Below are 25,209 nucleotides of genomic sequence, written 5' to 3'. Positions count from 1 at the left end.
GCCCGGGGCCGGGCCGCCGTAGCCGCCGGGGCCGGGCGCACCCGGGCCGCCCGGCATCGGAGGGGGTGGCGGGGGCGGCGGCATGTGGCCGGAGGGCATGGGTGTCCCCGACATCCGGTGGCCACACACCTCGCACCAGTCGTCGGCCGCCGATTGGTGGCCGTTAGGGCAGGTCGGCATGTCGGTGATCCCCCTCTTGTGCCGTTCTAGGCATTTCTGCCGTAACGTGATCTCTTCGTGCTACTTCTTGACGCGAACTGTCTTGGTAGAGCGTGTTTCGAGTGTCATCTCGTCCGCCTCCGCAACCTTCGCTTTCAGTCGCACAGTACCTGCCGCCGCGTCGACGACGTCCACCACCTTCGCAAGCAGTTTCGCCGTGTCCTTGTTCCCCGAGACGTTCGCCAGCTGTACGGCCCTTCCCAGCTTGGCGGTCGCTCCCTCGACATCGCCGGACTTACGCGCATCCATGCCCTGTTGGATGACCTGTGCCAGTTCGGCCTGGCCCGTGTAGTGCGCGACCTGCGGATTCATCGAGGTGGAGGCGGTCATGTCGGTCGTCCACACGGCCCGGACGAGCCCCTGGGACAGCGGGGTCGGAGGGCCCTGGCCGTCCGGCTGCGGCAGGACGAGGGAGACCCGGGCCGCGAGCATTTCCTGGCCGATTTCCGCCGCCGGGACCCGCAGGCACACGTGATAATCGCGTGATTCGTCCCCCCATGACCCCGTCGGGTAGTCGCCGGAGCGCGGTCCGGCCTCGGTGCGCCGATCGGTCAGATCCTCGACCGTGGGTGCGACCTGTTTCACAAACACCACCTCGGCGCCCACCGGGGTCCACAGCCTCAGATGGACGTCCGCGACCTCCTTCCGCATGGCCGTCGCCATCATCTGCGTGAAGTCCGCGGACAGTTCGGCCGGATTCGCCACGATATCGGCCGTTCCGAGCAGGGCGGAGGCGATCCCGGTGACCTCCTTGACCTCCCAGTCGGTGCCGACCCCGCGGGCGTCGCAGGTGAAGCGGCCCGCGCAGGCGTCGAGCGCGGCCCGCAGCTCCTCCGGCGTCTCGTGCTCGTTGCGGCCGTCGGTCAGCAGGATGCCGTGCCGGATCGAGACCTCCGCGGTGCCCAGCAGCCGGTCGGCGAGCCTCAGCCAGGTGCCGATCGCCGTGCCGCCGGCCGCGCCGAGCCGCCGCAGCGCGTCCTTCGCCTCGGCGCGGGTGACCGGGTCCGCGGTCGCCAGCCGCCCGTTGCCCGGAAACACCTCGACCGCCTTGTGAGTGCCCGCGATCACCGCGAAGGCGACCCCGTCGCGCACCGTGTCGATCGCGGCGGCGGTCGCGTCCCGGGCGTTGCGCATCTTCGTCGGCGGATAGTCCATGGAGCCGGAGCAGTCCACCATGATCACCACGGCCGCGTCGGCCGCGCCGCCGCCCGTGGCGTACCGGCCGGGGGCGGCGACGGGAGCGGGTATCGGCATCCCTCCGGTCGTCCCGCCGCCGGTCGAGGTGACCGTGACGATCGCGTTGACCTCACGGCCTCCCTCCGGGAGGTACTCGTTCTGATAGACGTCGACCGAGAACCGCGGCGCTTGGGACTTGGAGAAATTGGCCATTCGATCCGCTCCTTGGCGCTCCACAGGGACATATGGGCATCACGTCGTGCCGCGAGAGCGTGGGCGGAGTGATGGCGTCCGGCGCCGCCCCTCCGGGCCGGAGCCCGTCCCCCTCGGGCCGTCAGGCGGATCCTGCCCCTCCCGGCGGGGCGGGGAACGGCACCACGGCCACTGTTACGTTGTCGTGGCCCCCGCCGTTGAGGGCGTGGCCCACCAGGACCCGCGCGCTCTGGAGCGGCCTGCCCCGGGCGTCCGGCGGCACCGCGCGGGCCATCTCCTCCGCCGACTCGGCGTAGTTCCACAGCCCGTCGGTGCACACCACCACGACCCCCGGCCGGTCCGGCTTGAACGAGGCGGTGTGCGGCTCCAGTTCGTAGGCGTCCGCGCCGAGCCAGCCGGTGATGGCGTGCGCCCGCTCGTCCGCGTACGCCTCGGCCTCCGACATCAGCCCCGCCGCCACCATCTGTGCCGCCCACGAGTCGTCCTCGGTGAGCCGGGCGGGCCGAGTGGTCCGGTCGTCGGGCACCCAGTAGACGCGGCTGTCGCCGATCCAGCCGACGGTGAGCAGGTCGCCGGTGACCACGACGCTGACGATGGTGCAGGCCGGAGCGTTCTGTTGGCGCTGCTGGGGCTCCTCGTGCGGGCCCGGCGCGCCGGTCTCCAGGGCGAGCGCGGTGACCGCGTCGGCCGCGGCCACGATCGCCTCGTTCATGGCCTGCTGGGGGTGGGCGCCGCGGGGGAGCGCGGTCAGCAGCGACGCCTCCGCCGCGTGGGCGGCCGCGGCCGACGCGTCGTCGGGCCGGGTGGCCGAGGAGACCCCGTCGCAGACCACCGCGACGACGGCCGGTGAGCCGTCCGGGAGGGCGGCGGTGGCCACGGAGAACGCGTCCTCGTTGCGGTGGTGGCGCAGTCCGCGGTCACTCGCCGCGGCGACGCCCGCCAACTCCCGCTCCATATGGTCGCGCTCACGCGCCTGGGCGTGCCCGCAGTGCTCGCAGTATCCGTCCCTGTCGATGGTGCCCTCCTGGCACGCGGCGCACCGGGGGCGGCTGTTGCCGCCGGGCAGCCGGGGGTCCGCCCCGGTGCCGGTGCCCGCGCTCGATGCCGTGCCTGTACTGGTGTGCGTCCGAGTGTGCGGGTCCGGGCCGACGGGTGCGTCGGCGGGGGTGGTCAGTGGGGCGCCGGGCGCCGCCGGGCCCGGCGGGGACGGGGCGTCGAGTGCCGCCGCGGTCCGCGGGTCGGCTACCGGGGGCGGTGCCGGGGCTGCCAGCCGGTAGTCCTCCGGCTCCTGCCGGGCGGACGGCACGGCCGCCGACAAGTCGGCCCCGCACCCGCCACAGTAGTTGTCTCCAGCCTCCAGCGGCTCTGCACAGGTCGGGCAGGCTGACAGCTGGGGCAGCTGTGGCATCTGCGACATCGATCACACCCACGTTTTGGGGCGGTAGCGGTTGGCCCGCTCCACCAGTTCGATCCTTTCCTCGCCGCGCTGCGCGAGCCTGGCGAGTACCCGGTACGAGCGCTCCAGTCCGAACCGCAGCCCGCGCTCGTCCAGGCTGCTGCCGAGCAGCGGCGGCCGGGTCTGGCCCGGCGGCGCGCCGCTGCTGCCGGACAGTACCCAATCCAGCGCACTGCCCAGGACTTCCGTGCACAGCCGCTCGCGCCGCACCGCGTCGAGGCCCAACTCGCCCAGCCGCTCCACCTGGAGGGCGGCCGCCGTCAGATCGGCCAGCAGCGCTTCCCGCGCGGCCCGCTGGCGCAGCCGGGCCCGCACCGCGGCGACCCGGGCCGCCGTGTAGTGGATCGACGACTCCGCGATCGACTCCAGGACCCGCACCGCGTCCGCCCGGTCCCCGGAGCACAGCCGGACCCGGGCCAGCCCGAAGGCGGCGCTCACGAAGCTCGGATCGGTCGCCCACACGAGCCGGTAGTACTCCGCCGCGTTGTCCAACTGGCCCAGCACCTCGGCGCAGACGCCGAGCGCCAGCTTCGGCGCGGGCTCCCCGGGGAACGCGTCGTAGACGGCGTCGAACGACAGCGCGGCCGTCTCGTGGTCGCCGGTGGCCAGCGCGTGCACCCCCCGGTACCAGACGATCCGCCAGTCGTCGCGGTACGCGGCCTCCAGACCGGTCAGCGCGACACCCGCCTCCTGCGCCTGCCCCAGCTCCAGCAGGGCGCGCACCCGGCGCAGCCGCAGCTCGGGCGAGTCGACCGGCGCGGTGTGCAGTGCCGCGCCGACCTCGGCGGGCGGGGCGGACAGCAGCCCGGCCAGGAATCCGGCGTTGGGATCGGAGGGATCCACCAGTGGCACGGGGAGGGCGAGGGCGGTGGCCCGGGTGTCCAGCGGCGCGATGGCGGGCAGCGGCAGGGACAGCGGACCCTGCGGCGGCGCGGGCGGGCCCTGCGGCGGTACGGGACCGCCCGGCGGCCCGCCCCGGTCCGTGGTCCGCCCGCCCAGCAGGGACGCGTCCTGGCCCTGCTCGGCGAACAACGCCGTGTCCACCACCCGGGTCTCCGGCCCGAAGAGGGTCGACAGCGCGGGCCGGGGCCGCCCGGTCTGGAGCGCCACGGCCTCCCGCAGCACCCCGGTCAGCTGGTCGGACATCTCCTGCGCGGAGGAGAACCGGCGCCCCGGGTCGGGGTCGGTGGCCCGCACCAGCAGCCGGTAGAACGACTCGTACCGCCGGAAGACCTCGATGTGCTCGGGGTCCGGGAGGCTGTCCACGAAGACGTTCGTATAGCCCTGGAAATCGAAGGTGAGCACCGCGAGCGTGCGCGCCACCGTGTAGAGGTCGGAGGCGACCGAGGGCCCCTGCTCCGCGACCTCCGGGGCCTGGTAGCCCACCGTGCCGTAGATGGCGCTGTCCTCGTCGTCCACCCGCCGGACCGCGCCCATGTCGATGAGCTTGAGCTGGTCCTGCTGCTGTATGGCGTTGTCGACCTTGAAGTCGCAGTAGAGCAGGTTGCGGCTGTGCAGATGGCCGAGGGCCTCCAGCGCCTCGATCCCGTACGCGCACGCCTGCTCGACCGGCAGCGGATCGCGCCTGCCGTCCGGGGTGCGCCGCGCGTTGGCGATGTCCTTGAGGGACTTGCCGCCGACGTACTCCATGACGATGTAGCCGTCGAGACTGCCCGTGTTCTGGTCGAGGTGCTCGACGAAGTTGTAGATCCGGACGATGTTGGAGTGCTCGATCTCGGCGAGGAAGCGGCGCTCGGACACGGCGGCCGCCAGGGCCTCCTCGTCGCCCGTGTCCAGCAGGCCCTTGAGTACCACCCAGCGGTCCGACACCGCACGGTCGATGGCCAGATAGACCCAGCCGAGCCCGCCGTGCGCCAGACAGCCCGCCACCTCGTACTGCCCGTGCACGATGTCGCCGGGCCCGAGCTTCGGCACGAACGAGTAGGGGTGACCGCACTTGGTGCAGAAGCCCTCGGTGCGGCCCGGCCGGTCGCCGCGGGAGCGGCCCACCGGCGCCCCGCAGTCGCCCCGGCTACAGAACCGCTTCCGCTCCGGCACCTCGGGGTTGGCCAGCACCGCCGTACGCGGATCGGGGCGCGGCACCTCCGGGACGCTGACCAGGCCCGCACCCAGCGCGTTCCGCCCCGAGGCGGTCGAGGACGAGCCGGAGCCGCGCACCGAAACCGAACGCGAGGAGCGCCCGGAGGAGGACCGGGTCAGCCGCCCGGACACCGAACGCCGGGACGACGACGAACGGGACGGCCGGGATGCGCGCGAGGAGCGGGACGACGAGCCATGGCTCCCGCCGCCCGCGACCCCGGTGGGCGGCGAACTCACCATGCCCTGCGGGGAGACCACCGGAGCCATCCCGCAGGTGCCGCAGTACAGCTCGCCGCCGCCCACGTCCTCGTACGTCCCGCCGCACTCACGCCGCTGGCAGGTGACGACGTCACTCATAGCGCTCCCCCTCGCTGCCGCGATCGGCGGCACCATGACCGGCGGGATCCTGCTGCCGGGGCGCCAACGCCTCGGCGGCCGCCCGCTGATAGCGCAGCACCGCCTGCTCGGCGGCGCGCAGATCGCACGGGGCGCTCCACAGCATCCGGCGCGCCACGTCGTACCGCTCCACGAGGAACGGGTCCTCCGCCATACCGTGCCGGGCGACCTTCGCCTTGTACGCGTCCAGCCGTCCGCGCAGCTCGGCGCGGACCGCGAGCGGCGCGGTCACCGCCGTCAACGACTCGCGGGCGCGCAGCAGTTCGTCGTCGGCGCGCTGCTCCAGGCTCTCCAGCAGCGGGGAGAGCCGGTGCCACTGGGAGCGCCGGCGGTAGTCGGCGGCCGTGACCAGCTGCTCGTGCAGGGCGGTCGGCGGGCCGCTGACCGCGGGCACCTCGGACGCCGCGATCTTCGCCAGCACCTCACCGCGCGCCTGCCGGGCCTCGGCGAGGGTGCGATCGGCGCGGGACAGCACATCGCGCAGCCGCATCAGACGCCGCTCCGCGTCCTGCCGGACGTCCAGGACGGCCTCGATCTCGCGCCGTACGTCGTCCAGGGCGCGGGCGGCGCGGTCGTAGCGGACGGTGTCGGGACTGCCGCCGCCGGGCGCCGAACTCCCGGCGGCCGGTTTCCAGAAGGCGAGCGGATCGGAGACCACCTCGGCGCGCAGCGCGGTCAGCTCGGCGGTGATCTGCTCCAGATCGTCGCCCGAGGGGTGCTCACCGGGCCGCACCCCGACCGAGTGGGCGAGCGAACGGGTGCGGTGCAGCTCGGCGGAGAGCATGTCGATCCGGGCGGGCAACGCGGACCACACGGCGTCGGCCGTGACGATGACGTCCAGCGCCTCGGCATACCAGCGGTTCATCCGGTCGACCAGCAGGTCCAGGCTCAACTGCTCGCTGAGCAGCGGCGATCCGGTGAGGGTCGCGGTGCTGGGCAGGGTGATTCCGGGGCCGCGCAGCAGCTCGGTCAGCTCGGCCAGCTCGCCCGCGGTGGACCAGCGGTGCCGGGAGCGCACCTCGCGGGCGCGCCGGAGGGCGTCCGTGTACGCGTCGAAATAGCTCCACAGCAGTGAGATGGCCTGTTCGGTGGTGGCCCACCGCTCCTTGGTGACGCCCGTCAGCTCGGCGCCTTCGAGCAGCCTTCTGCCCGCGTGGTCCTGGAGGGCGAGCAGTGACGTCTCGATCGCCTCGTGCTCGGCGCCGAGCCTCGCCAGCGCACGGTCCACCTCTTCGCGGCCCATGGCCGGCCCCTCGGGTGTCCCCGCGGAGCCGGGGAAGGGTCCCGGGACCCCCATCGATCACCTCTCCGAGTCCGTGTCCGTATCCGTCAGGCGTGATCCGTCTGCTGCGACATCCCTACGCGTATGAACCGGGCGCTAATCCTGGCCGGTCCGTGATCCTCCGCTCCTCGCCGGTCCTCCCAGTCCTGGCTCTCCTAGTTCTTGGCCCCTCTAGTTCTTGTACAGGGGATCCGGCGGTGCCGGGTTCCGCTGTGTCCTGCCGAAATCCTCCGCGAGCCAGGTGCGGTAGGCGCGCTGCCAGGGGCTGTCGGCGCCGCCTCTGCGGTAGTCCTCCAGGACCTGGTTGACCCGGCGTACCAGGTCGTCGTCGTTCTTGTTCATCGCCACGCCGTACAGCTCATCGGTGAATCGTGGGCCGACCAGCTTGACGGAGGGGTCCTGGGCGGCCTGGCCCGCCGCCAGCGCGTTGTCCGTGATCACCGCGTCCACCTGACCCATCTGTAGCCTGACCAGGCAGTCCAGCTGGTTGGGAACGGGCTTCACCTTGATCGCGCCCAGCGCCTTGGCGCCCTTGTCCGGTTCGTCGAGCACGGCCTCGGCGGTCGAACCCTGGGCCGTGCAGACCCTCTTGCCGCGCAGGGTCGTGTTGTAGCCGGTGATGGACGAGTCGTCGGGGACCAGCACCTGCTGTCCGGCCTGGAAGTAGGCCGTGGAGAAGGCCACGTCCTTGATCCGGTCGCAGTTGATGGTCATCGTGCGCACCACGATGTCCACCTTGCCCTGCTGGAGGGCCTTGATGCGCTGACTGGTCGGAATGGTGCGGTAGATGACCGCGTCCGGATCGCCGAAGATGTCCTTGGCGATCGCGCGCACGAGGTCGATGTCGAACCCGGTCAGCTCGCCGGTGGCCGGGTCGCGATAGCCCCAGCGGTAGCTGTTCTGGTCGACGCCCGCGATCAGCTTGCCGACCTTGTGCCCATGGATCTTCCGTTCCTTGATCCGCTTGATGGCCGGTCCGCTCGCGCCCGACGGCCGCAGGCTCGCCTCCGGCTTCTCGCAGTCCTCTGCCGCCGCCTCGGAACCGGCGCCCAGGGGGTGCGGACCCGGGCGGGACCGCTCAGACGCCTGGGGCCGGCGGGCGTCGTCCCCGCCGTCCACCAGCGCGGGCCCCACGAGGGCCGTGGTCACCCCGAGGGCGCACACCACCGCGGCGAGGCCCGATCGCATCCGCGCCGATCGCATCCGCCCCGATCGCAGTCGTGCCGATCGCGGCCGTGCCGGTCGTGTCCGCGTCGCTCGCATGTCTCCGCCCCCCATCGCCGTCACCGGTACTCCGACAGCCTGCGGCCTATGCCCAGGACCGCGCCCGCCGCGCCCAGCACCGCCAGCACCCCGGCCCCGACCGCCATCCCGGTGAACGCCCCGCGCCCGCTGTCGGCGGCCTGCTGGAACTGCCGCTGCTCATGGCCCAGCGCCTCCGCCAGCTCGTCGTCCACCCGGTCGAAGGACTCGCCGGTGCTGTCCTTGGTGCCGATGACCTTCTCCAGCGCGTCCTTGTAGTCGCCCGCGTCATCGGCGCTGCGGGCCGCTTTGTGGCGGTCCTGCCAGGCGCGGACCGCCGTGGCGGCCGCCTCCACCGGCTCCCGGCCCCCGCCGTCGTCGGCGAGATCGTCTGCCCGGTCCAGCAGGCTGCCCTCGGCGGGGCGGTCACCGGACCCGCCGCCGACGAGCCCGGCCATCCGGGAGGCGTAGCTGACCTCGTAGGCGTCCTTGCCCTTGTTGGCGCCGTCCTTGTCGACGACGACCGCGCCACGCGCGACCAGCGTCAGGTTCTCGTCGGCGCGGGCGCGCAGCGAGGCGATCCGCGCCTCGTTGAGCACCCGCAGGGACTTCGCCCCGTGGTCGTCGGACTCGCTCAGGTCGGCGCGGGCGATGGCATGGCCGACCACCAGCCACACCAGCACCACCGTGGCGGCGGCGGACGCGCCCAGCAGCCCGTGGTTGAACACCCGGTTGGTCCGCCGGTAGTTGCGGCGCTGGGCCCAGCCCAGGGCGGCCAGTGCGACCACACCCAGCCCTATCGCCACCCAGGGCCAGGACTTCGCGTCCCCGTAGTCGTCGCCGAGGCGGGCGGTCTCCGCCTCGTACAGCCGGTCGGCGGCGGGCAGCAGCCGGGTGCGCATCGTGTCGTTCGCGTACCGCAGATACGCGCCGCCCAGCGGCAGGCCCTGGCGGTTGTTGGCGCGAGCGGACTCGACCAGCCCCGTGTAGACCGGCAGCAGTTGGCTGATCTTCCGTATCTCGGCGCGCGCCGAGGCCGACCCCTCGGTGTTCGCCGCGGCCCGCACCAGCAGTTCGGACGCCGTGTCGATGTCCCGCTCATAGCGCGTGCGCACCGCGGCGGGCTCCTGACCGCCCGCCAGGAAGCCGCTCGCCGCCGTGGTGTCGGCGTCGGCCAGCGAGCGGTAGATCCGTGCGGCGTCCGCGCTCAGCGGCTGGCTGTGCTCGGCCACCGCGTCGGCCGCGGTCTGCCGGTCGGAGACCTGCCAGGCCGTCACCGCCCCGAACGCCACCACCAGCGCGGCCAGCACGGCTCCGATGATCCGCAGCCGCCCGGGCTCGGTCGTGGCCGCGGTCCGCAACCGGTCCAGGCCCTCCCGCCACGCGGTCCGCGGCGGGGCCGCAGGCGCGGGCGGCGGCGCTGGTCTGCCGGTCGTCGACAGAGATGACACAAGACCTCCCCCTTGGTCCGGACCCCACGGTCACTGTCCGCAGAAGTATGGACCGCGCCCCCCGGTCAGGTCACCGGTCTTGCCTGGATCTTGCTCGGACCGCGATCTTCTCTCCCCACCTTGATTACGCTCGGGAGGGACTCCCGGTTCCCATTTCGTCACCGTCAGTTTCCGTGACGCCCGTTCGCGCACGCTGCGTGGCCGCCCCCTCGGCCCCGTCGTAGTGCGCCCGCAGCCGGGCGTACGCCGCCGGTGGCGCGCCGGTGCCGTCCAGGCCGAGCAGCGCCGCGCCGAGCACGGGCGGGACCGTGACGACCCGGGGCGCGGCCTTCGGGGCGCGCTCGGCGAGGAGTTCGCGGACCCGGTCGTCCAACTGCGGGTGCCGGGCCGCGAGCACCCCGCCGCCCAGGATCACCGGCGTCTCCTCGGCCAGCAGGTCCAGCCGGGTCAGCGCGACCGTCGCCATCGTGACCACCTCCTCCGCCTGGCGGTCGACGATCGCGCGCGCGACCGCGTCGCCGCCCGCGGCCACCGCGAAGAGCACCGGCGTCAGCGCGTAGCGGTGGGACGGCTCCAGCCGCCCCAGGTGGACGGCCTCGATCAGCTCGTACATCGTGGTCAGGCCGAAGTGCGCGGGGAGGGCGCGGGCCAGCTCGGTCGGCTCGCCCCGGCCGTCCTCCGCACGCGCCGCCCACCACAGCGCCTCCTCCGACAGGAAACCCCCGCCGCCCCAGTCGCCGGAGAGCCGCCCGATGGCGGGGAAGCGGGCGGTGCGCCCGCCGTGGCCCAGCCCGGCGCAGTTGATGCCCGCGCCGCAGACGACGGCGACGCCGGTCGGCTCGCCGTCGTCCGCGACCCCGGCGCGCAGCAGCGCGAAGATGTCGTTGGCGACCGTGACGGTATCGCCCCAGCCATGGCCGGTCAGCGCCTCCGTCAGGGCCTCCTCCTCGCTCGGCAGATCGGCGTTGGCCAGGCACGCGGAGACGTGCCCGACCCGCGGCGGACCGGAGCCCCCGGCCCGCCGCGCCGCCTCCTCCACCAGCCGCGCGAGCCCCCCGACGGCCCGCTCGGTGCCCACGACGGGCGGCCGGAAGCCGCCGCCGCGGGCCGTGCCGAGCACGGTTCCGTCCGGGCCGACCAGCGCGACGTCGGTCTTGCTGTTGCCCGCGTCGATCGCCAGCACGGACGGCCCCGGTGCGGCGGAGCAGGGGGAGGCCGGTGCGGAACCGGCCGGTTCGGACTGCGTCAGGCCCACGCCAGGTGCTCCCGGTTGTGCGCGATCAGGTCGTCGGTCAGCTTCTCGGCGCAGTCGATCTGGCCGATGAGGGGGTGGGAGAGCAGCGCCTGGAAGACGCGCTCCCGCCCGCCCTTCAACGCTGCCTCCAGCGCCAGCTGTTCGTACGCCGTGACATGGGCGACCAACCCGGCGTACAGCGGCTCCAGGGGGCGCACCGGGAGCGGCTTCGCGCCCGTTGCGTCCACGGCCGCCGGGACCTCGATCACCGCGTCGTCGGGCAGGAAGGGCAGGGTGCCGTCGTTGAACGCGTTGACGATGCGCACCTCCCCACTGTCGCGCAGCAGCGACGAGGTCAGATCGACCGCCGCCTCCGAGTAGAACGCGCCGCCGCGGCGGCTCAGCAGCTCCGGCTTCTCGTCCAGCGCCGGGTCGCCGTACATCTCCAGCAGCTCGCGCTCGATCGCCGCGACCTCCGCCGCCCGCGACGGCTTGGTGCGCAGCTCCCGTACGACGGCGTCGTGCTGGTAGTAGTAGCGCAGGTAGTACGACGGGACGACGCCCAGCCGGTCCACCAGGTCGCGCGGCATCCGCAGGTCGTCGGCGATCGCGTCGCCGTGCTCGGCGAGCAGCTTGGGCAGCACGTCCTCGCCGTCCGGGCCGCCGATGCGCACGGCCCGCTCCCAGGTGAGGTGGTTGAGGCCGACGTGTTCCAGCGTCACCTCCCCGGGCGCCACGCCCAGCAGCTTCGCGAACTTCCGCTGGAAGCCGATGGCGACGTTGCACAGGCCCACGGCCCGGTGCCCGGCCGTCAGCAGCGCCCGGGTCACGATGCCGACCGGGTTGGTGAAGTCCACGATCCACGCGTCCGGGTTGCGGCGGCGCACCCGCTCCGCGATGTCCAGCACCACCGGGACGGTACGCAGCGCCTTGGCGAGCCCGCCCGCGCCGGTGGTCTCCTGGCCGACGCAGCCGCACTCCAGCGGCCAGGTCTCGTCCTGGTCGCGCGCGGCCTGGCCGCCGACGCGCAGTTGGAGCAGCACCGCGTCGGCGCCGTCCACGCCCGCGTCCAGGTCGTCGGTCCAGGAGATCTTCCCCGGATGGCCTTGCTTGGCGAAGATCCGGCGGGCGAGCCCGCCGACCAGCTCCAGCCGGTCCGTGGCCGGGTCGACCAGGACCAGCTCCTCCATCGGGAGCACGTCCCGCAACCGGGCGAACCCGTCGATGAGTTCGGGGGTGTAGGTGGACCCGCCCCCCACGACTGCGAGTTTCAACCCTTGACTCCTGTCAGTGTGACGCCTTCCACGAAGGCTTTCTGGGCGAAGAAGAAGACGATGATGACGGGGGCCATGACCAGCAGCGTCGCGGCCATCGTCAGGTTCCAGTTGACGCTGTGCGCGCTCTTGAAGCTCTCCAGTCCGTAGCTGAGCGTCCAGGCGCCCGGGTTCTGCGCGGCGTAGATCTGCGGGCCGAAGTAGTCGTTCCAGCAGTAGAAGAACTGGAAGAGCGCGACGGCCGCGATGCCCGGCTTGGCCATCGGAACGATGATGCGCAGCAGGGTGCGGAACTCCCCGCAGCCGTCGACCCTCGCCGACTCCAGGTATTCCCGCGGAATCGTCAGCAGGAACTGGCGCAGCAGGAAGATGGAGTACGCGTCACCGAACGCCATCGGAATGATCAGGGGCCACAGCGAGCCCGACAGATGGAACTGCTGGGCCCAGACCAGATACATGGGCACCACGATGACCTGCGGCGGCAGCATCATCGTCGAAATGACCAGGATCATGGCGGTACGGCGGCCGCGGAAGCGGAACTTGGCGAGCGCGTACGCGACCGGAATGGACGAGCAGAGCGTGAACAGGGTGCCGAGCACCGCGTACATCAGCGAATTGCGCCACCAGTCGAGGAAACCGGGGGTCCGAAAGACCTCGGCGTAATTCGACCAGTGCCATTCGGTGGGCCACAGGGCGCCGCTCATCGCCTGGCTGTCGCTCATCACGGCGGTCAGGAAGACGAAGACGAACGGCAGCAGGAAGAAGAGCGCCGTGGCGATGGCGACGGTGTGCACGGCGATCCAGTGGAGCGCGGCGCGGCGGCGGGCGGCCGGGGCGGGGGAGCGCCGGGCGCGGGGACGGACGGGCGCGGAGGGCGCGGTGAGGGTGGTGGTTGTGGTCATGGCGGACGGGTCCTCTCAGTCCTCGGCCGACAGCAGGCCGGCGCGCCGGCGCATCAGCAGCGTCGTCACTGCCATCGCGATCGCGAAGAGCACGAGCGAGAGCACGCAGGCGGCTCCGGTGTTGAAGTTCTGGAAGCCGAGCGAGTAGACGAGCTGCGGCACGGTGAGGGTGGAGTGGTCGGGATAGCCGGGCTGGATGACCGAACCGGGCCCGATGCTGACGCCGGAGGCGAGCTTTCCGGCCACCAGCGCCTGGGTGTAGTACTGCATGGTCTGGACGACGCCCGTCACGACGGCGAACATCACGATCGGGGTGATCGACGGCCAGGTCACATAGCGGAACTTGTGGAGCGCCCCGGCGCCGTCCAGGTCGGCCGCCTCGTACTGGTCCTTCGGCACGTCCAGCAGCGCCGCCATGAAGATGACCATGAGGTCGCCGATGCCCCACAGGGACAGCAGGACGAGCGACGGCTTGGCCCACGTCGGGTCGTTGAACCAGTTGGGGGCGGAGATCCCGACCTTCCCGAGGATGTCGTTCACCGGGCCGGTGCCGGGGTTGAGCAGGAAGACGAAGGCGACGGTGGCCGCCACCGGAGGAGCCAGATACGGCAGGTAGAACGCGGTGCGGAAGAAACCGACCCCGGACTTGACCTTGGTGACCAGAAGACCGATGCCGAGGCCGAAGACGACCCGCAGCGCGACCATCACCACGACCAGCCAGAGCGTGTTCCACAGTGCCGGGCCGAACAGCGGCATCTGCTCGAACACATACCGCCAGTTCCGCAGCCCCACGAAGGTCGGGGTCTCGATCTGGTTGTAGTGCATGAAGGAGAAATAGACGGTGGCGACCAGCGGATAGCCGAAGAAGACGGTGAAACCGACCAGCCAGGGGGAGAGGAAACCGAGGGTGCGCAACCGCTCGCGCACGGCCTTGCGGCGCAGGGCGGGGGAGTTCATCACTGTGGCCATGTCGCGCTCCGTCAGTTCTGAGCCTGGAGATTGTCGGCGTCGATTTCCTTGTCGAGTTCCCTCAGGCCCTTGTCCAGATCGGGTTCCTTGCCTTCTTCGACGCCATAGGAGAAGTCCTGGAGGGAGACCACGTACTGTCCGCCGTTGATCGAGGCGGGCAGGGCGGTGCTGTATCGGTTCTGCGCGATGTCCAGGAAGGCGCGGAAGGTGGGGTCGGGATCGAGCTTGGGGGAGGCGAGGGCGGCCTTGGTGGACGGCACGTTGTGGATGGCGTTGGCGAAGGAGACGACCTGGTCGGTGTCGGCGGTCAGGAATTTCACCAGTTCCCACGCCGCGTTCTGGTGTTTGCTGCTGTGCCCGATGCCGATCACGGTTCCGGTGAGATAGCCCCGGCCGTAGGTCTCGGGCTGGTCGTCGGGCACCGGGAGGGGGGCGGTGCCCCACTTGAATTTGGCGCCCTTCATGAAGAGGCCGCGCCATTCGCCGTCCATGTGCATGGCCAGCTTGCCGGTGAGAAAGGCGTTCTGCGAGGACATCTCGTCGCCGAAGGAGGTACGGAACTTCTCCAGCGGACCGTAACCGCCCTGGCTGCGCACCAGGTCCCTGGTGGTGGCGAAGAAGTCCTTGGCGGCGCTGCCCTTCGCCAGCCGCGCCTTTCCGTCCTTGTCGAAGTAGGTCGGACCCCACTGGGCGAAGAGGCGGTCCGGGCTGTTCTGGTAGAGCCGGAAGTTCGGCATGAAGCCGACCCGCTCATAACCGCCGTTCTTGGTGCGCTTGGTCAGCTTGACGGCGTCCCGCTTCAGCTCCGACATGGTGCGCGGCGGGCGGGAGATCCCGGCTTCCCGGAACGCGTCCTTGTTGTAGTACATGCCGTACGCGTCGGCCAGCAGCGGCAGCGCGCACTGGTCGCCGTCATAGCTGGTGTAGTCCAGCAGCGTCTTGGGGAAGACCTTGTTCTTGTCCAGTCCGGTCTTCTTCATGAACGGGTCGAGATCCGCCCACATCCCGGACGAGCAGTACTGTCCGACGTTGTTGGTGGTGAACGACGAGGCCACGTCCGGAGCGTCGTCCCCGCCGGCCCGCAGCGCCTGGTTCAAGGTGGCGTCGGTGACATTGCCGGTGGTCTTCACCTTGATGTTGGGGTGGAGTTTCTCGAACCGGGCGATGCTGGCATCGATCGCCTTGACCTCGTTCTTCTCCGACCAGCCGTGCCAGAACTTCAGTGTGACGGGTTTGGTCGGATCGTCGGTCGCGCTGCCGGTGCTGGGATTCGCGCAACCGGCCAGCAGCAGGGCACCGGCGCCGAGCACCGAGGCGAGAACAGCCAGTCTTGGTGGCATGGCGGTACTTCCTTGCGGGGAGTTCAGGCGGTATCGAAATAGGCGCTATCGATCTCAGGCGGTATCGGTCTCGGGAACGAGCTCGGGCGGTATCGAAACTCAGGCAGTATCGAAAACGGTGTTACGGGCATCGGCGACCGCCTGACGCAGCGCGCCGATGAGTATCGGATCCCCCTCGATATCGCTGATCCGCAATTCCGGCCGGGGCAGGGCCAGCCCCGTCAGCTCGGTCTCGACCAGCTCGCGCAGCCGCTCCCCACCGGCCTGCGCGACCTCCCCCGACAGCACCACCAGCTCCGGGTCGACCACCGCGACGACGGAGGCGAGCCCGGTGGCCAGCCGCCGGGCCAGCTCGGTCAGCACCGCGTCGCCCGCCCCCGGGGTGCGCAGCGCGGCGGTGAGTGCCTTGGCGGCCGTGGGCGCCTCGATGCCGTGCTCCCTGGCCAGCTCCACGACGGCGGGGCAGCCGACCAGCTTCTGGAACCCGCCGCCCCCGTCCGGCGCGGCCGCGGCGTCCGGCCCGCCGCGGGCGAGCGGCGCCCCCGGCAGCGGCATGTAGCCGATCTCCCCGGCTCCGCCGGTGGCCCCGCGCAGCAGGGTGCCGCCGAGCACGATGGCCGCGCCGACGCCCTCGTCGGCCCAGACGAGGGCGAAGTCGTCGAAGTCCTGGGCCGTGCCGTGGTGCTGTTCGGCGACGGCCGCCAGGTTGACGTCGTTCTCGATGACGATCGGGGTGTGCAGCACCTCGGCCAGCTCGTCCCGCAGCGCGCGTGACTGCCAGCCGGGCAGATGCGGTGCGTAGCGCAGGGTTCCGGTGCGCGGGTCGAGGGCGCCGGGGGTGCCGATGACGGTCCCGTGCAGGTCGGTCCGGTCGAGCCCGGCCGCGGCCAGGGCGCCGTCGACGGCCTCGGCCACCAGCTCCGCGGTGCGGCCGGTCAGGGACTCGTCGGTGGTGGGGGCGGTCACCCGGTGCTCGCCGACCACCTGGCCGGTGATGTCGGCGACGGCGGCGCTGATGCCCTCCTGGTCGACGGCGAGCGCCGCGACGTGGGCGGCGGCCGGGTTGATCTCGTACAGCTGGGCGTTGGGCCCCGGCCGTCCGGTCACGTTGCCGGTCGGCCGGACCAGCCCGGCGGACTCCAGGCGGGTCAGCAGTTGCGAGGCGGTCGGCTTGGACAGCCCGGTCAGCTCCCCGAGCCGGGTCCGGGTGAGCGGGCCGTGCGCGGCCAGCAGGTCCAGCGCGGCCCGGTCGTTCATGGCCCGCAGGACCCGGGGGGTCCCGGGGGTGCCGTTGGGGGTGGAGTTGCCGGGGGGTGGTGCGGCCATGGTGGTGCCCCGCCTCACTCTGTTAAGAAACTTTCCTATTGATGAAGAGGAAGGTAGGGCGCTTCCGAGGCGGCGTCAATGGGGGTGAGCGTCCGGATTGGGTGTCTTCTTGGCGAAGCCGTAGTCCTGGCATGGACAAGTCATCGAAGGGGGCCTGCGACGGCACCGTCCGGGTGGGACCCCTGAGCGCGACCAAGCCCACCTGGGCCACGGGGAGTTCGGACCGGGGCGCCGCCGCCGACAGCGGCAAATCTGACGGCGCGGCAGGCCAGGGCGCGGTTCGGGCCGACCCGGCAGCAGACCGACGCCGTGACCAGCTGGCTCCGGACTCACCGTCACCGGCCACAACCAGCACTATCTCTCGGTGACCGGTGAAGCGGCCGCCGCGGAGAAGGGGGCCTGCGGCGTCGCAATCCCCTTACTTCGAGGGGGCGGGCGGTGTCGTCGTGGTGGGCGGTGCGAGGGGGCTGGCCGCCACGGACTGCGGCGAGTCAGGGTTGGCCAGTGCGGACGGCGCGTTCATGCCCGCCGACCCGTCGGCCGCCTCGGTCGCCAGGTTCGCCTCGGGCGGGTGGCCGACCAGCTGGATGCCCGCCTCGTCCAGCGCCTTCTTGATCCGCCAGCGCAGCTCGCGCTCGACGCCGAGCGCCTTGCCCGGCATGGTTCGCGCCGAGACCTGGACGACCATGGAGTCGAGGTAGACCGCGGTGAGCCCCAGCACCTCGATCGGCTCCCACAGCCGCTCGTTCCACGGCTCGTCCTTGCCCATGTCCACGCCGACCTGGTTGATCACCTCGCGGACCCGGTCCAGGTCCTCGTCGGAGCGGATCTGGACGTCCACCCCGGCCGTCGCCCAGCCCTGGCTGAGGTTGCCGATCCGCTTGACCTCGCCATTGCGGACGTACCAGATCTCCCCGTTGTCCCCGCGCAGCTTGGTGACCCGCAGGCCGACCTCGATCACCTCGCCGGAGGCCACCCCCGCGTCGATGGAGTCGCCCACCCCGTACTGATCCTCGAGGATCATGAAGACGCCGGAGAGGAAGTCGGTGACCAGGTTGCGGGCGCCGAAACCGATCGCCACACCCGCCACACCGGCGCTCGCGAGCAGCGGCGCCAGGTTGATCTGGAGGGCGGAGAGGATCATCAGCCCCGCGGTTCCCATGATCACGAACGAGGCGACCGAGNAGCCCCGCGGTTCCCATGATCACGAACGAGGCGACCGAGCGCAGCACCGAGCCGATGGCCGCGGACCGCTGCCGCCGCCGTTCGACGTTGACCAGCAGCCCGCCGAGCGCGGTGCCGTTCACGGCCTGGGCCGTGCGGTTCATGCGCTCTATCAGCTTGGTGATCCCCCGCCGCACGACGGACCGGAGCACGAACGCGATCAAGAGGATCAGGGCTATGCGCAGCCCGACGCTGAGCCAGGTGGACCAGTTCTCCTCCACCCAGCCCGCGGCGTTGGTGGCGCTCCTGTGCGCATCGTCCAAGGTCGTCGGGGTCGTGGGACGAGGCGTCGAGTCAGCGGCCAGAGCAGCGGACCAGAACACAGCGGCAACCCTTCGGTGTACGGCATGCCCGCGCGGATGGGCGCACGCGCAATTCCTTCACACAGTAGCCGGGCGCGGGAAACTGCCGTTCCTGTGTTCGACAGCGCGCGAGCGCGCCCAGGGGGCGCACGAAAGCAGGCCCAGCGGCCTCAGCTCGCGGTTTCCGCCGCCCTCCGTCCGTCCGGACGGCCGCAAGATCGATCCGGGCCCGCCGGGGCCGTGATTCTTGCCACTCAACGAAGTTCTGAAGGCCCCGTGTGCAGTGTGTGCGGGCCGTATACGTCCGGTACGCGGAAATGCCTCTCAACCGTTAACCCGGTGATAGTGGCGTTCCGGCCAGGGTTCAGGGGAAACTGGGTGAGATCGTCCCGGCGCGAGCCACGCGCCGCCGGCGTACAAGGAGGCATCCGTGCCGCATGTCCTGGTCCTCAACGCGTCGTACGAGCCGCTCGGCGTCGTACCGCTCCGCCGCGCGCTCATTCTCGTCCTCAACGACAAGGCCATCAGCCTCGAGGACTCAGGCGCCCTGATGCACAGCGCAACCCGCGCGATCCCCGCTCCCAGCGTCGTCAGGCTGAAGCGCTTCGTGAGGGTGCCCTTTCGCGGGCCCGTCCCGCTCACCCGCCGCGCCCTGTTTGCCCGTGACGGCGGGAGATGCGCCTATTGCGGTGGCGTCGCAACCAGCGTCGATCACGTCATCCCGCGCAGCCGTGGCGGGCAGCACACCTGGGAAAACGTGGTCGCCGCCTGCCGCAGGTGCAACCACGTCAAAGCCGACCGGCACGTCGCCGAGATCGGCTGGCGGCTGCGTCATCAACCCGCGCCGCCGTCCGGCCTCGCCTGGCGCATCATCGGCACCGGCCATAGGGACCCGCGCTGGCTGCCATACCTGGAGGCATTCGGCGCGGATGACGCGATGGCCCGGATCGACGGCAGTAAAACTGCCTGAGGCCCGGGCTGAAGCATTTTTGAGGCGCGGTGCGCCTCCGAGGTGCCCCTTCGGCGGGTGAGCCGAAGGGGCACCTCGGAGTGGACTAGCCCTTGCCCGGCTTCTTGCCCTTGGTTTCCTCCACCGCGTACGCCGCGACCGACCAGAGCGAGTAGCCGAAGCGGGTGCCGCGCTCGATGCCCTGGATCCGGATGAACCGGGTGTCCGGGGCGTCCAGCCCCACCACCTCCCGGCCGCCCTGGCCGTCGGTGACGGTCGCCGCCGTACGCCAGGTGCGTCCGTCGGCCGAGACCTGGACCCGGTAGCGCGAGGCGTACGCGTCCTGCCAGCGCAGATCGAGTCGCCCGACGTGGGCCGGGCGGGCCAGTTCCAGCTGGAGCCAGGCGCCGTCCTCGGCGGGGGAGGACCAGCGGGTCCCGGAGTCGCCGTCGATGGCCGCGGACGCCGGGAAATCGGGGGTCTCGTCGCCGGACGAGGTCGCCTTCGTCCCCTTCGCGCGGGCCAGGTCGGGGCCGCCGGTGCGCGGCAGGGCCCGGACGGTCAGCATGCGCTGCTCCGACCCGAAGCGGACCGGGACGGCGTACGTGCCCGGCTTGGTGCCCTCGTCGACCGAGATCTCGATCCGGGCCGTCGCCGTCGCCCCGCGCGGGGCCGTCACCCCCTCGGGGGCCCGGGCCGTGATGCCGTGCGGGGCGCGCAGCTTGAGGTCGTCGTTCACATCGCCGGGGCGCAGGGAGGTCAGCTCGGCCCGGACGGTCGCGGACCGGCCGCCGACCTCGGCGTCCACCGACTGACGCGACAGCCGCAGCTCGGCGGCCGGGGTGTCGGCGAACCAGGGGGTGATCTCGTGCACGGTGGACGGCGTGGTGCCCGCCGCCCAGCTCAGCCGGACCGCGTCGGCGCGTATGCCCTTGCCGCCGACCTGGGTGAAGCCGTCGGCGGCCAGCGCGCCGAGCCTGTGCCAGCCCTCGCCCGGCACATGGGCCTCGACGGTGCCCGAGCCGTCCGCCGACCGCCCGGTGAGCGCGGAGACCGAGGCCAGCGGGCGGGTGCGGCCGAAGCGCACGGTGACCGGCTTGCCCGGGGAGGCCACCGTGGTGGTCGCCTTGCCGTCGGCGGCCGCGTGATCGGCCTCGCGGGTGCGGAGCTTCTCCTTGCCCGACCGCTTCACGCCGGACCAGTCGTCCGCCTGGGCCAGCGCCTTCTTCAGGAAGGGGTCCAGCACGTCCTTGCCCACCGTGACCCGGCTGTCGGCGATCTTCTCGCGCAGCCCCTCCACCGCCAGCCGCGCGGTCCAGGCCCGGTCGCCGTCGCCGTGGGCCTGGGCGGTGAGCATGTCCACGGCCTGGACGCCCGCGTCCCCGTAGCGTCCGAGCTGCTCCAGCCAGGGCCGTACGTCGTCGCCCAGCGTCCCGGACAGCCGCTCGGGGGCGTCGCGCATCGTGGCGAACGCCGCGCGCAGCCGGTCCGCGGCCCGGTCCAGCCGCCCCACGTCCGTACGGCCGACCGCCGACCAGAAGGCCTCGGTCAGGGGACGCAGATACGCCGACTCGTCGCCGCCGAGCACCGACGACGCGTCGTTCCCGGCGAGCGCGTGCAGCGCCGCGCGGGTCTTGCCGTCCGGCCCGGCCAGGTCGTCGATGGCCGCCTGCCAGGACTCCTGGGGGCGGTAGCCGCGCGGGTTCCAGGCGAAGTCGGCCGCTGTGAACAGCGGGATGCGGGACGCGGTCGGCTGCTCCATGGCGTTGGCCAGCAGGGCGGCGGACTGGGTGGCCACCGCCGGGTCCCGGCCGGTGTAGGGGCCGAGGAAGATCCGGTCCTGGGCGTAGTCGTTGACCGGGTAGTTGTCCATGGTGACCAGCCGGTGGCCGAAAGCCGACCGGGCGTCGGCCAGCTCACCGCCGGTGATCGTCCTGGGCACCACGCCGACGCCGGTCCAGGCCACCTCGACGGCGGTGTCGAGGTCGGCGGCCAGCGCGCGCCGGAACTCGGTGTCGCCGTCCTGGAAGTACTCGGTCGGCATCAGCGACAGCGGGGCCGCGTCCGGGTGCCGCCCGGCGAGGTGGCGGGCGACCGCGTTGGCCATCTTGGCCTGCGCCTTCGCGGCCGCCTCGGGGCCGGAGCCGAAGGTGTCGGCGTCCTTGCCGCAGTGCCACTCGCTGTAGCTGACGTCCTGGAACTGGAGCTGGAAGGAGCGCACCCCCAGCGCCCACATGGCGTCGACCTTCTTCAGCAGCGCCTTCAGATCGCTGTCGGAGGAGAAGCACATCTCCTGGCCGGGGGAGACCGCCCAGCCGAGGGTCACGTGGTTGGCGCGGGCGCGGGTGGCCAGCTCGCGGAACTCCTCGCGCCGCTCGGCGGGGTACGGATCGCGCCAGCGGGCCTGGCGGTACGGGTCGTCGCCGGGTGCGTAGAGGTAGCGGTTCTGCTTGGTACGGCCCATGAAGTCGAGCTGGGCCAGCCGGTCCCGCTGCGACCAGGGGGAGCCGTAGAAGCCCTCGGTGGTGCCGCGGACCGCCGTACCGGGCCAGTCGCGGACGGTGACCCCGGCGAAGGCCTTGGTGTCCTGCCCGGTCCGCTGGACGAGCAGCTGGCGCAGCGTCTGGACGGCGTGGAAGAGGCCGTCCCGCCCGACGCCGTCCAGCGCGACCGTGGCGCGGCCGTCCACCCGGCCGCTGGCCAGCCGGTAGCCGCCGGACGGAAGGTCGCCGCGCTCCGGCGCCCGCAGCGCGCGCAAGGCGGTCTCCGCACTCTTGCCTCCGGCGTGCACCACGAGCCCGCGCACCGGGGGCGTGCCCCCTGGGGTGGCCTCGCTGACCGTACGCACCCCCGCGTCGTGCAGCAGGGTGCGCAGCGCGTCCAGCGCGTACGGATCGGCGTCGCCGTCCGCGATGAGCGTGGCTTCGCCGGATATCGCCACATCCGTCCCCTGCGCGCGCAGCGACTGGGGCCGCGGCCAGACGGACGGCACGTCTCCGGTGCTGTTCCGGTCCGGTGTGGAGGCCCCGGCCGTGCCGGGATCGTCCACGGGCGCGGCGCTCGCCCCCTGGGCGCCGCCGAGCAACCCGCCGATGACCGCGGCCGCCATGGCCGTCGCCCCCACTGCCCTCGGCCTCTTCCCCCGGAAGTGCACGGGCGTCTCCTCGATTCAGATAGCTGGCCCCGTCGTATCGGCCGCAAAAGGCGCCAATCGGCGACGAGCCCACCAGCACGCCGGTGAGGTGTCAACGCGCATGACCGAACTGTCGGCATTGCCGCAACCGCGGTGGTGCCGACGGATGTGCGCCCCCCGTGGGTCGCCCCCCTGCGCGCCGTCGTGTCGCCCCCGCAAGTCTGACGGATGAAGGCGGGCCCTGTCCGTAAGCTCTGTGTTCCCGACCCCTCCCGGCCGCGAAATCGCCTGTCCCGGCGGGTGTGACGTACGGCACGTCCGGGTGTCGTTTACGTCTGCGGCCGGATTGAGTGGGTAGGGCTCGTCATTGACACACTGCCGACACCCCACGGAGGTCCGTGTGGCCGCGTCAGCTCTTCTCCCTACCGCCCTGTCCAAACCCGTGCCCGAAGCCGTGCGCGAGCCTGATCCGTTCGCCGGTGTCTCCGACCCCGACTGCGGACTGTGCGGACTGGACGGCTTCGGGTCCGGTGTCGCCACCGAGGCGCCCCTCACCAGCGAACCCCCACTCGCCGACAACGTCCCCCTGACCAGCGAGCCCCCGCTCGCCACCGAACGCCCCCTGACCAGTGAGCCGACCGCCGCCGGCACCGGCGCGGACGCAGCCATGGAGCCGATGGAGTACTGATGGGCAGAGCGCGGCTCGCCGAGCTGCACGGTGTCGCCACCTCTTACGAGCCCGCCCCGGGCCGCACCGTCCAGGTGCCCGAGGACACCGTCGTAGCCGTACTCGCCGCGCTGGGCGTGGACGCCTCCACCCCCCGATCAGTGAAAGACGCGCTGGACCGGCACGAACGCCGACAGCGCGACCGGCTGCTGCCCCCCTGCGTGGTCCTGCGCCCCGGCGGAACGCCGCGCCAGGCACTGCCCGACGGCCTGGCCGAGGCCCTGCCCGACGGCACGGAGCTGCGCGTGCGCACCGAGGACGGCGCGCCACGCGGGTGGGGGCCTGCGGCCGCCGCGCGCCCGTTATTACCTCCTGGTACGGGGGCGCCCCCGGGTACGGACGTACCCCTGGGCACGGGATCGCCTACGGATACGCCCTTGCCCCTGGGTACGCATACCCTCACCGCACGTGCCCCCGACGGCCGCACCGCCACCGCCGCCCTCATCGTGGCCCCCGACCGGATGCCGTCGCCCCCGGCCCGCAGCCACGGCTTCCTCGTCCAGCTCTACTCGCTGCTGTCCGCCCGCTCCTGGGGCATGGGCGACCTCGGCGACCTGGCCGACCTCGCCGCCTGGTCCGGGCGCGCCTTCGGTACGGGATTCATCCAGCTCAACCCGCTGCACTCGGCGGTCCCCGGCACGCCGGCCGCCCCCACCGACCCCTCGCCCTACCGCCCCTCCTCGCGCCGCTTCCCCGACCCCGTCCACCTGCGGGTCGAGAACGTGCCCGAATACGCCCACCTCGGCGGCGCCGCCCGCGAGCGGGCCGACCGGCTGCTGGAGGCCGCGGCCGCGCTCCGTACGTCCGTCCTGCGCGACGGCGCCCTCATCGACCGGGACGCGGTCTGGGCCCTCAAGCGCGAAGCGCTGGAACTGGTGCGGGCCGTTCCCCTCAGCCCCGGCCGCCGCGCCGCCTACTGCGACTTCCTCGCCGAACGCGGCAAGGCCCTCGAGGACCACGCCCTGTGGTGCGCCCTCGCCGAGACCTACGGCACCGACTGGCGCGGCTGGCCCGACGGCCTGGCCGACCCGCACTCCGCCCGCACCGCCCGCGCCCGCGGCGAACACCTGGACCGCGCCGACTTCCACTCCTGGCTCGCCTGGCTCACCGACGTCCAGCTCGCCGCCGCCCAGCGCGCGGCGCTCGACGCGGGCATGGGCATCGGGCTGGTGCACGACCTCGCCGTCGGGGTGCACCCCTCCGGCGCCGACGCCTGGGCCCTCCAGGACGTCTTCGCCACCGGCATGTCCATCGGCGCGCCCCCGGATGCCTTCAACTCCCGCGGCCAGGACTGGGGCCTCCCGCCCTGGCGCCCCGACGCCCTCGCCGCCACCGGCTACGCCCCCTACCGCGAGCTGCTGCGCGGTCTGCTGCGGCACGCGGGCGCGCTGCGCATCGACCACGTGATGGGCCTGTTCCGGCTGTGGTGGGTCCCGGAGGGCCGCCCGCCGACCGACGGCACGTACGTGCGGTACGACGCCGACGCGATGCTCGGCGTGCTCGCCCTGGAGGCCCACCGGGCCGGGGCCGCCGTCATAGGGGAGGACCTGGGGACCGTCGAACCCGGCGTTCGGGAGGCCCTGGCCGGGCGGGGGGTGCTCGGGACGTCGGTGCTGTGGTTCGAGCGCGACTGGAACGGCGGCGGCGTGGCCCGTCCCCTCACCCCCGAGGAATGGCGCGCCGACTGCCTGGCCACCGCCACCACGCACGACCTCCCCAGCACCGCGGCCCGGCTCACGGGCGACCACGTCGCCCTGCGCCACCGCCTGGGCCTGCTCACCCGCCCGCTCGCCGTCGAGCGGGCCGCGGAGGCGGCCGAGGTCGCCGAGTGGACGGAGCTGCTGGGACGGCTGGGCCTGCTGCCGGAGGGGCCGGGCGACGAGGAGGCCGCGATCCGGGCCGTCCACCGCTTCCTGCTGCGGACGCCCGCGCGGATGGTGGGCGTGTGGCTCCCGGACGCGGTGGGAGACCGGCGGCCGCAGAACCTGCCGGGTACGTGGGATCAGTACCCGAACTGGCGGTTGCCGATCGCCGACGCGGCGGGCAGGCCGATGACCCTGGAGGCCCTGGCGGCCTCGCCCCGCCTCCATGCCCTGATGGCAACCCTGCCGAAAGCCGAGGTGGATTAGCCCCCACCCCGCCCCTTCCCGAAACCGGGGGCCAGCCCCCGGGCCCCGCCAGCGGGGCTCCGCCCCCGCCCCCAGCCGGGGCTCCGCCCCCGGACCCCGGCGGGCCTCCGCCGGTCCGCGATGCCGGGGCTCCGCCCCACCCCCGCGCACCCGTCGAGGTGGATT

Annotated in this window: 16 protein-coding genes and 1 pseudogene; 3 read left to right on the top strand and 14 right to left on the bottom strand. The window is 72.5% G+C overall.

What is annotated here, in order from left to right; translation table 11 throughout:
• Positions 1-240: 240 nt before the first annotated feature.
• The 13 genes and pseudogenes from EEJ42_RS25700 to EEJ42_RS25635 all read right to left on the bottom strand — a co-directional run bounded on the left by EEJ42_RS25700 (position 241) and on the right by EEJ42_RS25635 (position 18,127).
• Positions 241-1,608, bottom strand: coding sequence for a vWA domain-containing protein (locus EEJ42_RS25700; RefSeq protein WP_123103354.1), 1,368 nt, complete (start codon positions 1,606-1,608; stop codon positions 241-243).
• 121 nt (positions 1,609-1,729) lie between these two features.
• Positions 1,730-3,025, bottom strand: a complete 1,296-nt coding sequence (locus EEJ42_RS25695) for a PP2C family protein-serine/threonine phosphatase (RefSeq protein WP_123103352.1) — start codon at positions 3,023-3,025, stop codon at positions 1,730-1,732.
• A gap of 3 nt (positions 3,026-3,028) precedes the next feature.
• Positions 3,029-5,521: a serine/threonine-protein kinase gene (locus EEJ42_RS25690; RefSeq protein WP_123103350.1), complete on the bottom strand. Its 2,493-nt coding sequence runs from the start codon at positions 5,519-5,521 to the stop codon at positions 3,029-3,031.
• A complete protein-coding gene (locus tag EEJ42_RS25685; protein ID WP_123103348.1) occupies positions 5,514-6,857 on the bottom strand; it encodes a coiled-coil domain-containing protein in 1,344 nt (447 codons plus the stop codon). Before EEJ42_RS25685 ends, EEJ42_RS25690 begins: the two co-directional genes overlap by 8 nt.
• Positions 6,858-7,013: 156 nt before the next feature.
• On the bottom strand, positions 7,014-8,030 hold the full coding sequence (locus EEJ42_RS25680; protein ID WP_184503274.1) for a glutamate ABC transporter substrate-binding protein: 1,017 nt from the start codon (positions 8,028-8,030) through the stop codon (positions 7,014-7,016).
• Between the two features lie 95 nt (positions 8,031-8,125).
• Positions 8,126-9,535 (bottom strand): hypothetical protein, encoded by a 1,410-nt coding sequence (locus tag EEJ42_RS25675; RefSeq protein WP_184503273.1) that lies wholly within the window; start codon positions 9,533-9,535, stop codon positions 8,126-8,128.
• 124 nt (positions 9,536-9,659) lie between these two features.
• The gene (locus EEJ42_RS25670) at positions 9,660-10,718 is read right to left on the bottom strand and encodes an N-acetylglucosamine kinase (protein ID WP_246097373.1); all 1,059 of its coding nucleotides are present in this window, start codon (positions 10,716-10,718) and stop codon (positions 9,660-9,662) included.
• A gap of 62 nt (positions 10,719-10,780) precedes the next feature.
• A complete protein-coding gene (locus EEJ42_RS25665) occupies positions 10,781-12,043 on the bottom strand; it encodes a 6-phospho-beta-glucosidase (protein WP_123103342.1) in 1,263 nt (420 codons plus the stop codon).
• Positions 12,040-12,945: a carbohydrate ABC transporter permease gene (locus tag EEJ42_RS25660; protein ID WP_123103340.1), complete on the bottom strand. Its 906-nt coding sequence runs from the start codon at positions 12,943-12,945 to the stop codon at positions 12,040-12,042. The genes EEJ42_RS25665 and EEJ42_RS25660 overlap by 4 nt, the downstream gene beginning before the upstream one ends.
• Before the next feature lie 15 nt (positions 12,946-12,960).
• Positions 12,961-13,914, bottom strand: a complete 954-nt coding sequence (locus tag EEJ42_RS25655) for a carbohydrate ABC transporter permease (protein ID WP_123103338.1) — start codon at positions 13,912-13,914, stop codon at positions 12,961-12,963.
• Between the two features lie 11 nt (positions 13,915-13,925).
• The gene (locus tag EEJ42_RS25650) at positions 13,926-15,254 is read right to left on the bottom strand and encodes an ABC transporter substrate-binding protein (protein WP_123103336.1); all 1,329 of its coding nucleotides are present in this window, start codon (positions 15,252-15,254) and stop codon (positions 13,926-13,928) included.
• A gap of 99 nt (positions 15,255-15,353) precedes the next feature.
• Positions 15,354-16,580: an ROK family transcriptional regulator gene (locus tag EEJ42_RS25645; RefSeq protein WP_123103334.1), complete on the bottom strand. Its 1,227-nt coding sequence runs from the start codon at positions 16,578-16,580 to the stop codon at positions 15,354-15,356.
• Positions 16,581-16,998: 418 nt separating this feature from the next.
• Positions 16,999-18,127 (bottom strand): annotated as a pseudogene (locus EEJ42_RS25635) (mechanosensitive ion channel family protein).
• A 409-nt stretch (positions 18,128-18,536) separates the two neighbouring features.
• Here EEJ42_RS25635 and EEJ42_RS25630 point away from each other — a divergent pair.
• On the top strand, positions 18,537-19,076 hold the full coding sequence (locus EEJ42_RS25630; RefSeq protein WP_009717897.1) for an HNH endonuclease: 540 nt from the start codon (positions 18,537-18,539) through the stop codon (positions 19,074-19,076).
• A gap of 85 nt (positions 19,077-19,161) precedes the next feature.
• Here the strand turns inward: EEJ42_RS25630 and EEJ42_RS25625 are convergent, their stop codons facing one another.
• Complete coding sequence (locus tag EEJ42_RS25625; RefSeq protein ID WP_123103332.1) at positions 19,162-22,164, bottom strand: glycoside hydrolase family 84 protein; 3,003 nt, start codon at positions 22,162-22,164, stop codon at positions 19,162-19,164.
• A gap of 424 nt (positions 22,165-22,588) precedes the next feature.
• Here EEJ42_RS25625 and EEJ42_RS25620 point away from each other — a divergent pair, with 424 nt between their 5' ends.
• Both EEJ42_RS25620 and malQ read left to right on the top strand, forming a co-directional pair.
• Entirely contained in the window at positions 22,589-22,876 is a 288-nt protein-coding gene (locus EEJ42_RS25620; protein WP_123103330.1) for a hypothetical protein, read from the top strand.
• Positions 22,876-25,044: a 4-alpha-glucanotransferase gene (gene malQ, locus EEJ42_RS25615; protein ID WP_123103328.1), complete on the top strand. Its 2,169-nt coding sequence runs from the start codon at positions 22,876-22,878 to the stop codon at positions 25,042-25,044. Before EEJ42_RS25620 ends, malQ begins: the two co-directional genes overlap by 1 nt.
• The last annotated feature ends 165 nt before the right edge of the window (positions 25,045-25,209 follow it).

This window comes from Streptomyces botrytidirepellens (assembly GCF_003721215.1).
Lineage (GTDB): Bacteria > Actinomycetota > Actinomycetes > Streptomycetales > Streptomycetaceae > Streptomyces > Streptomyces himastatinicus.
Note: the sequence above shows the minus strand (reverse complement) of the source record. Positions and strands in the feature narration are given on the sequence as shown.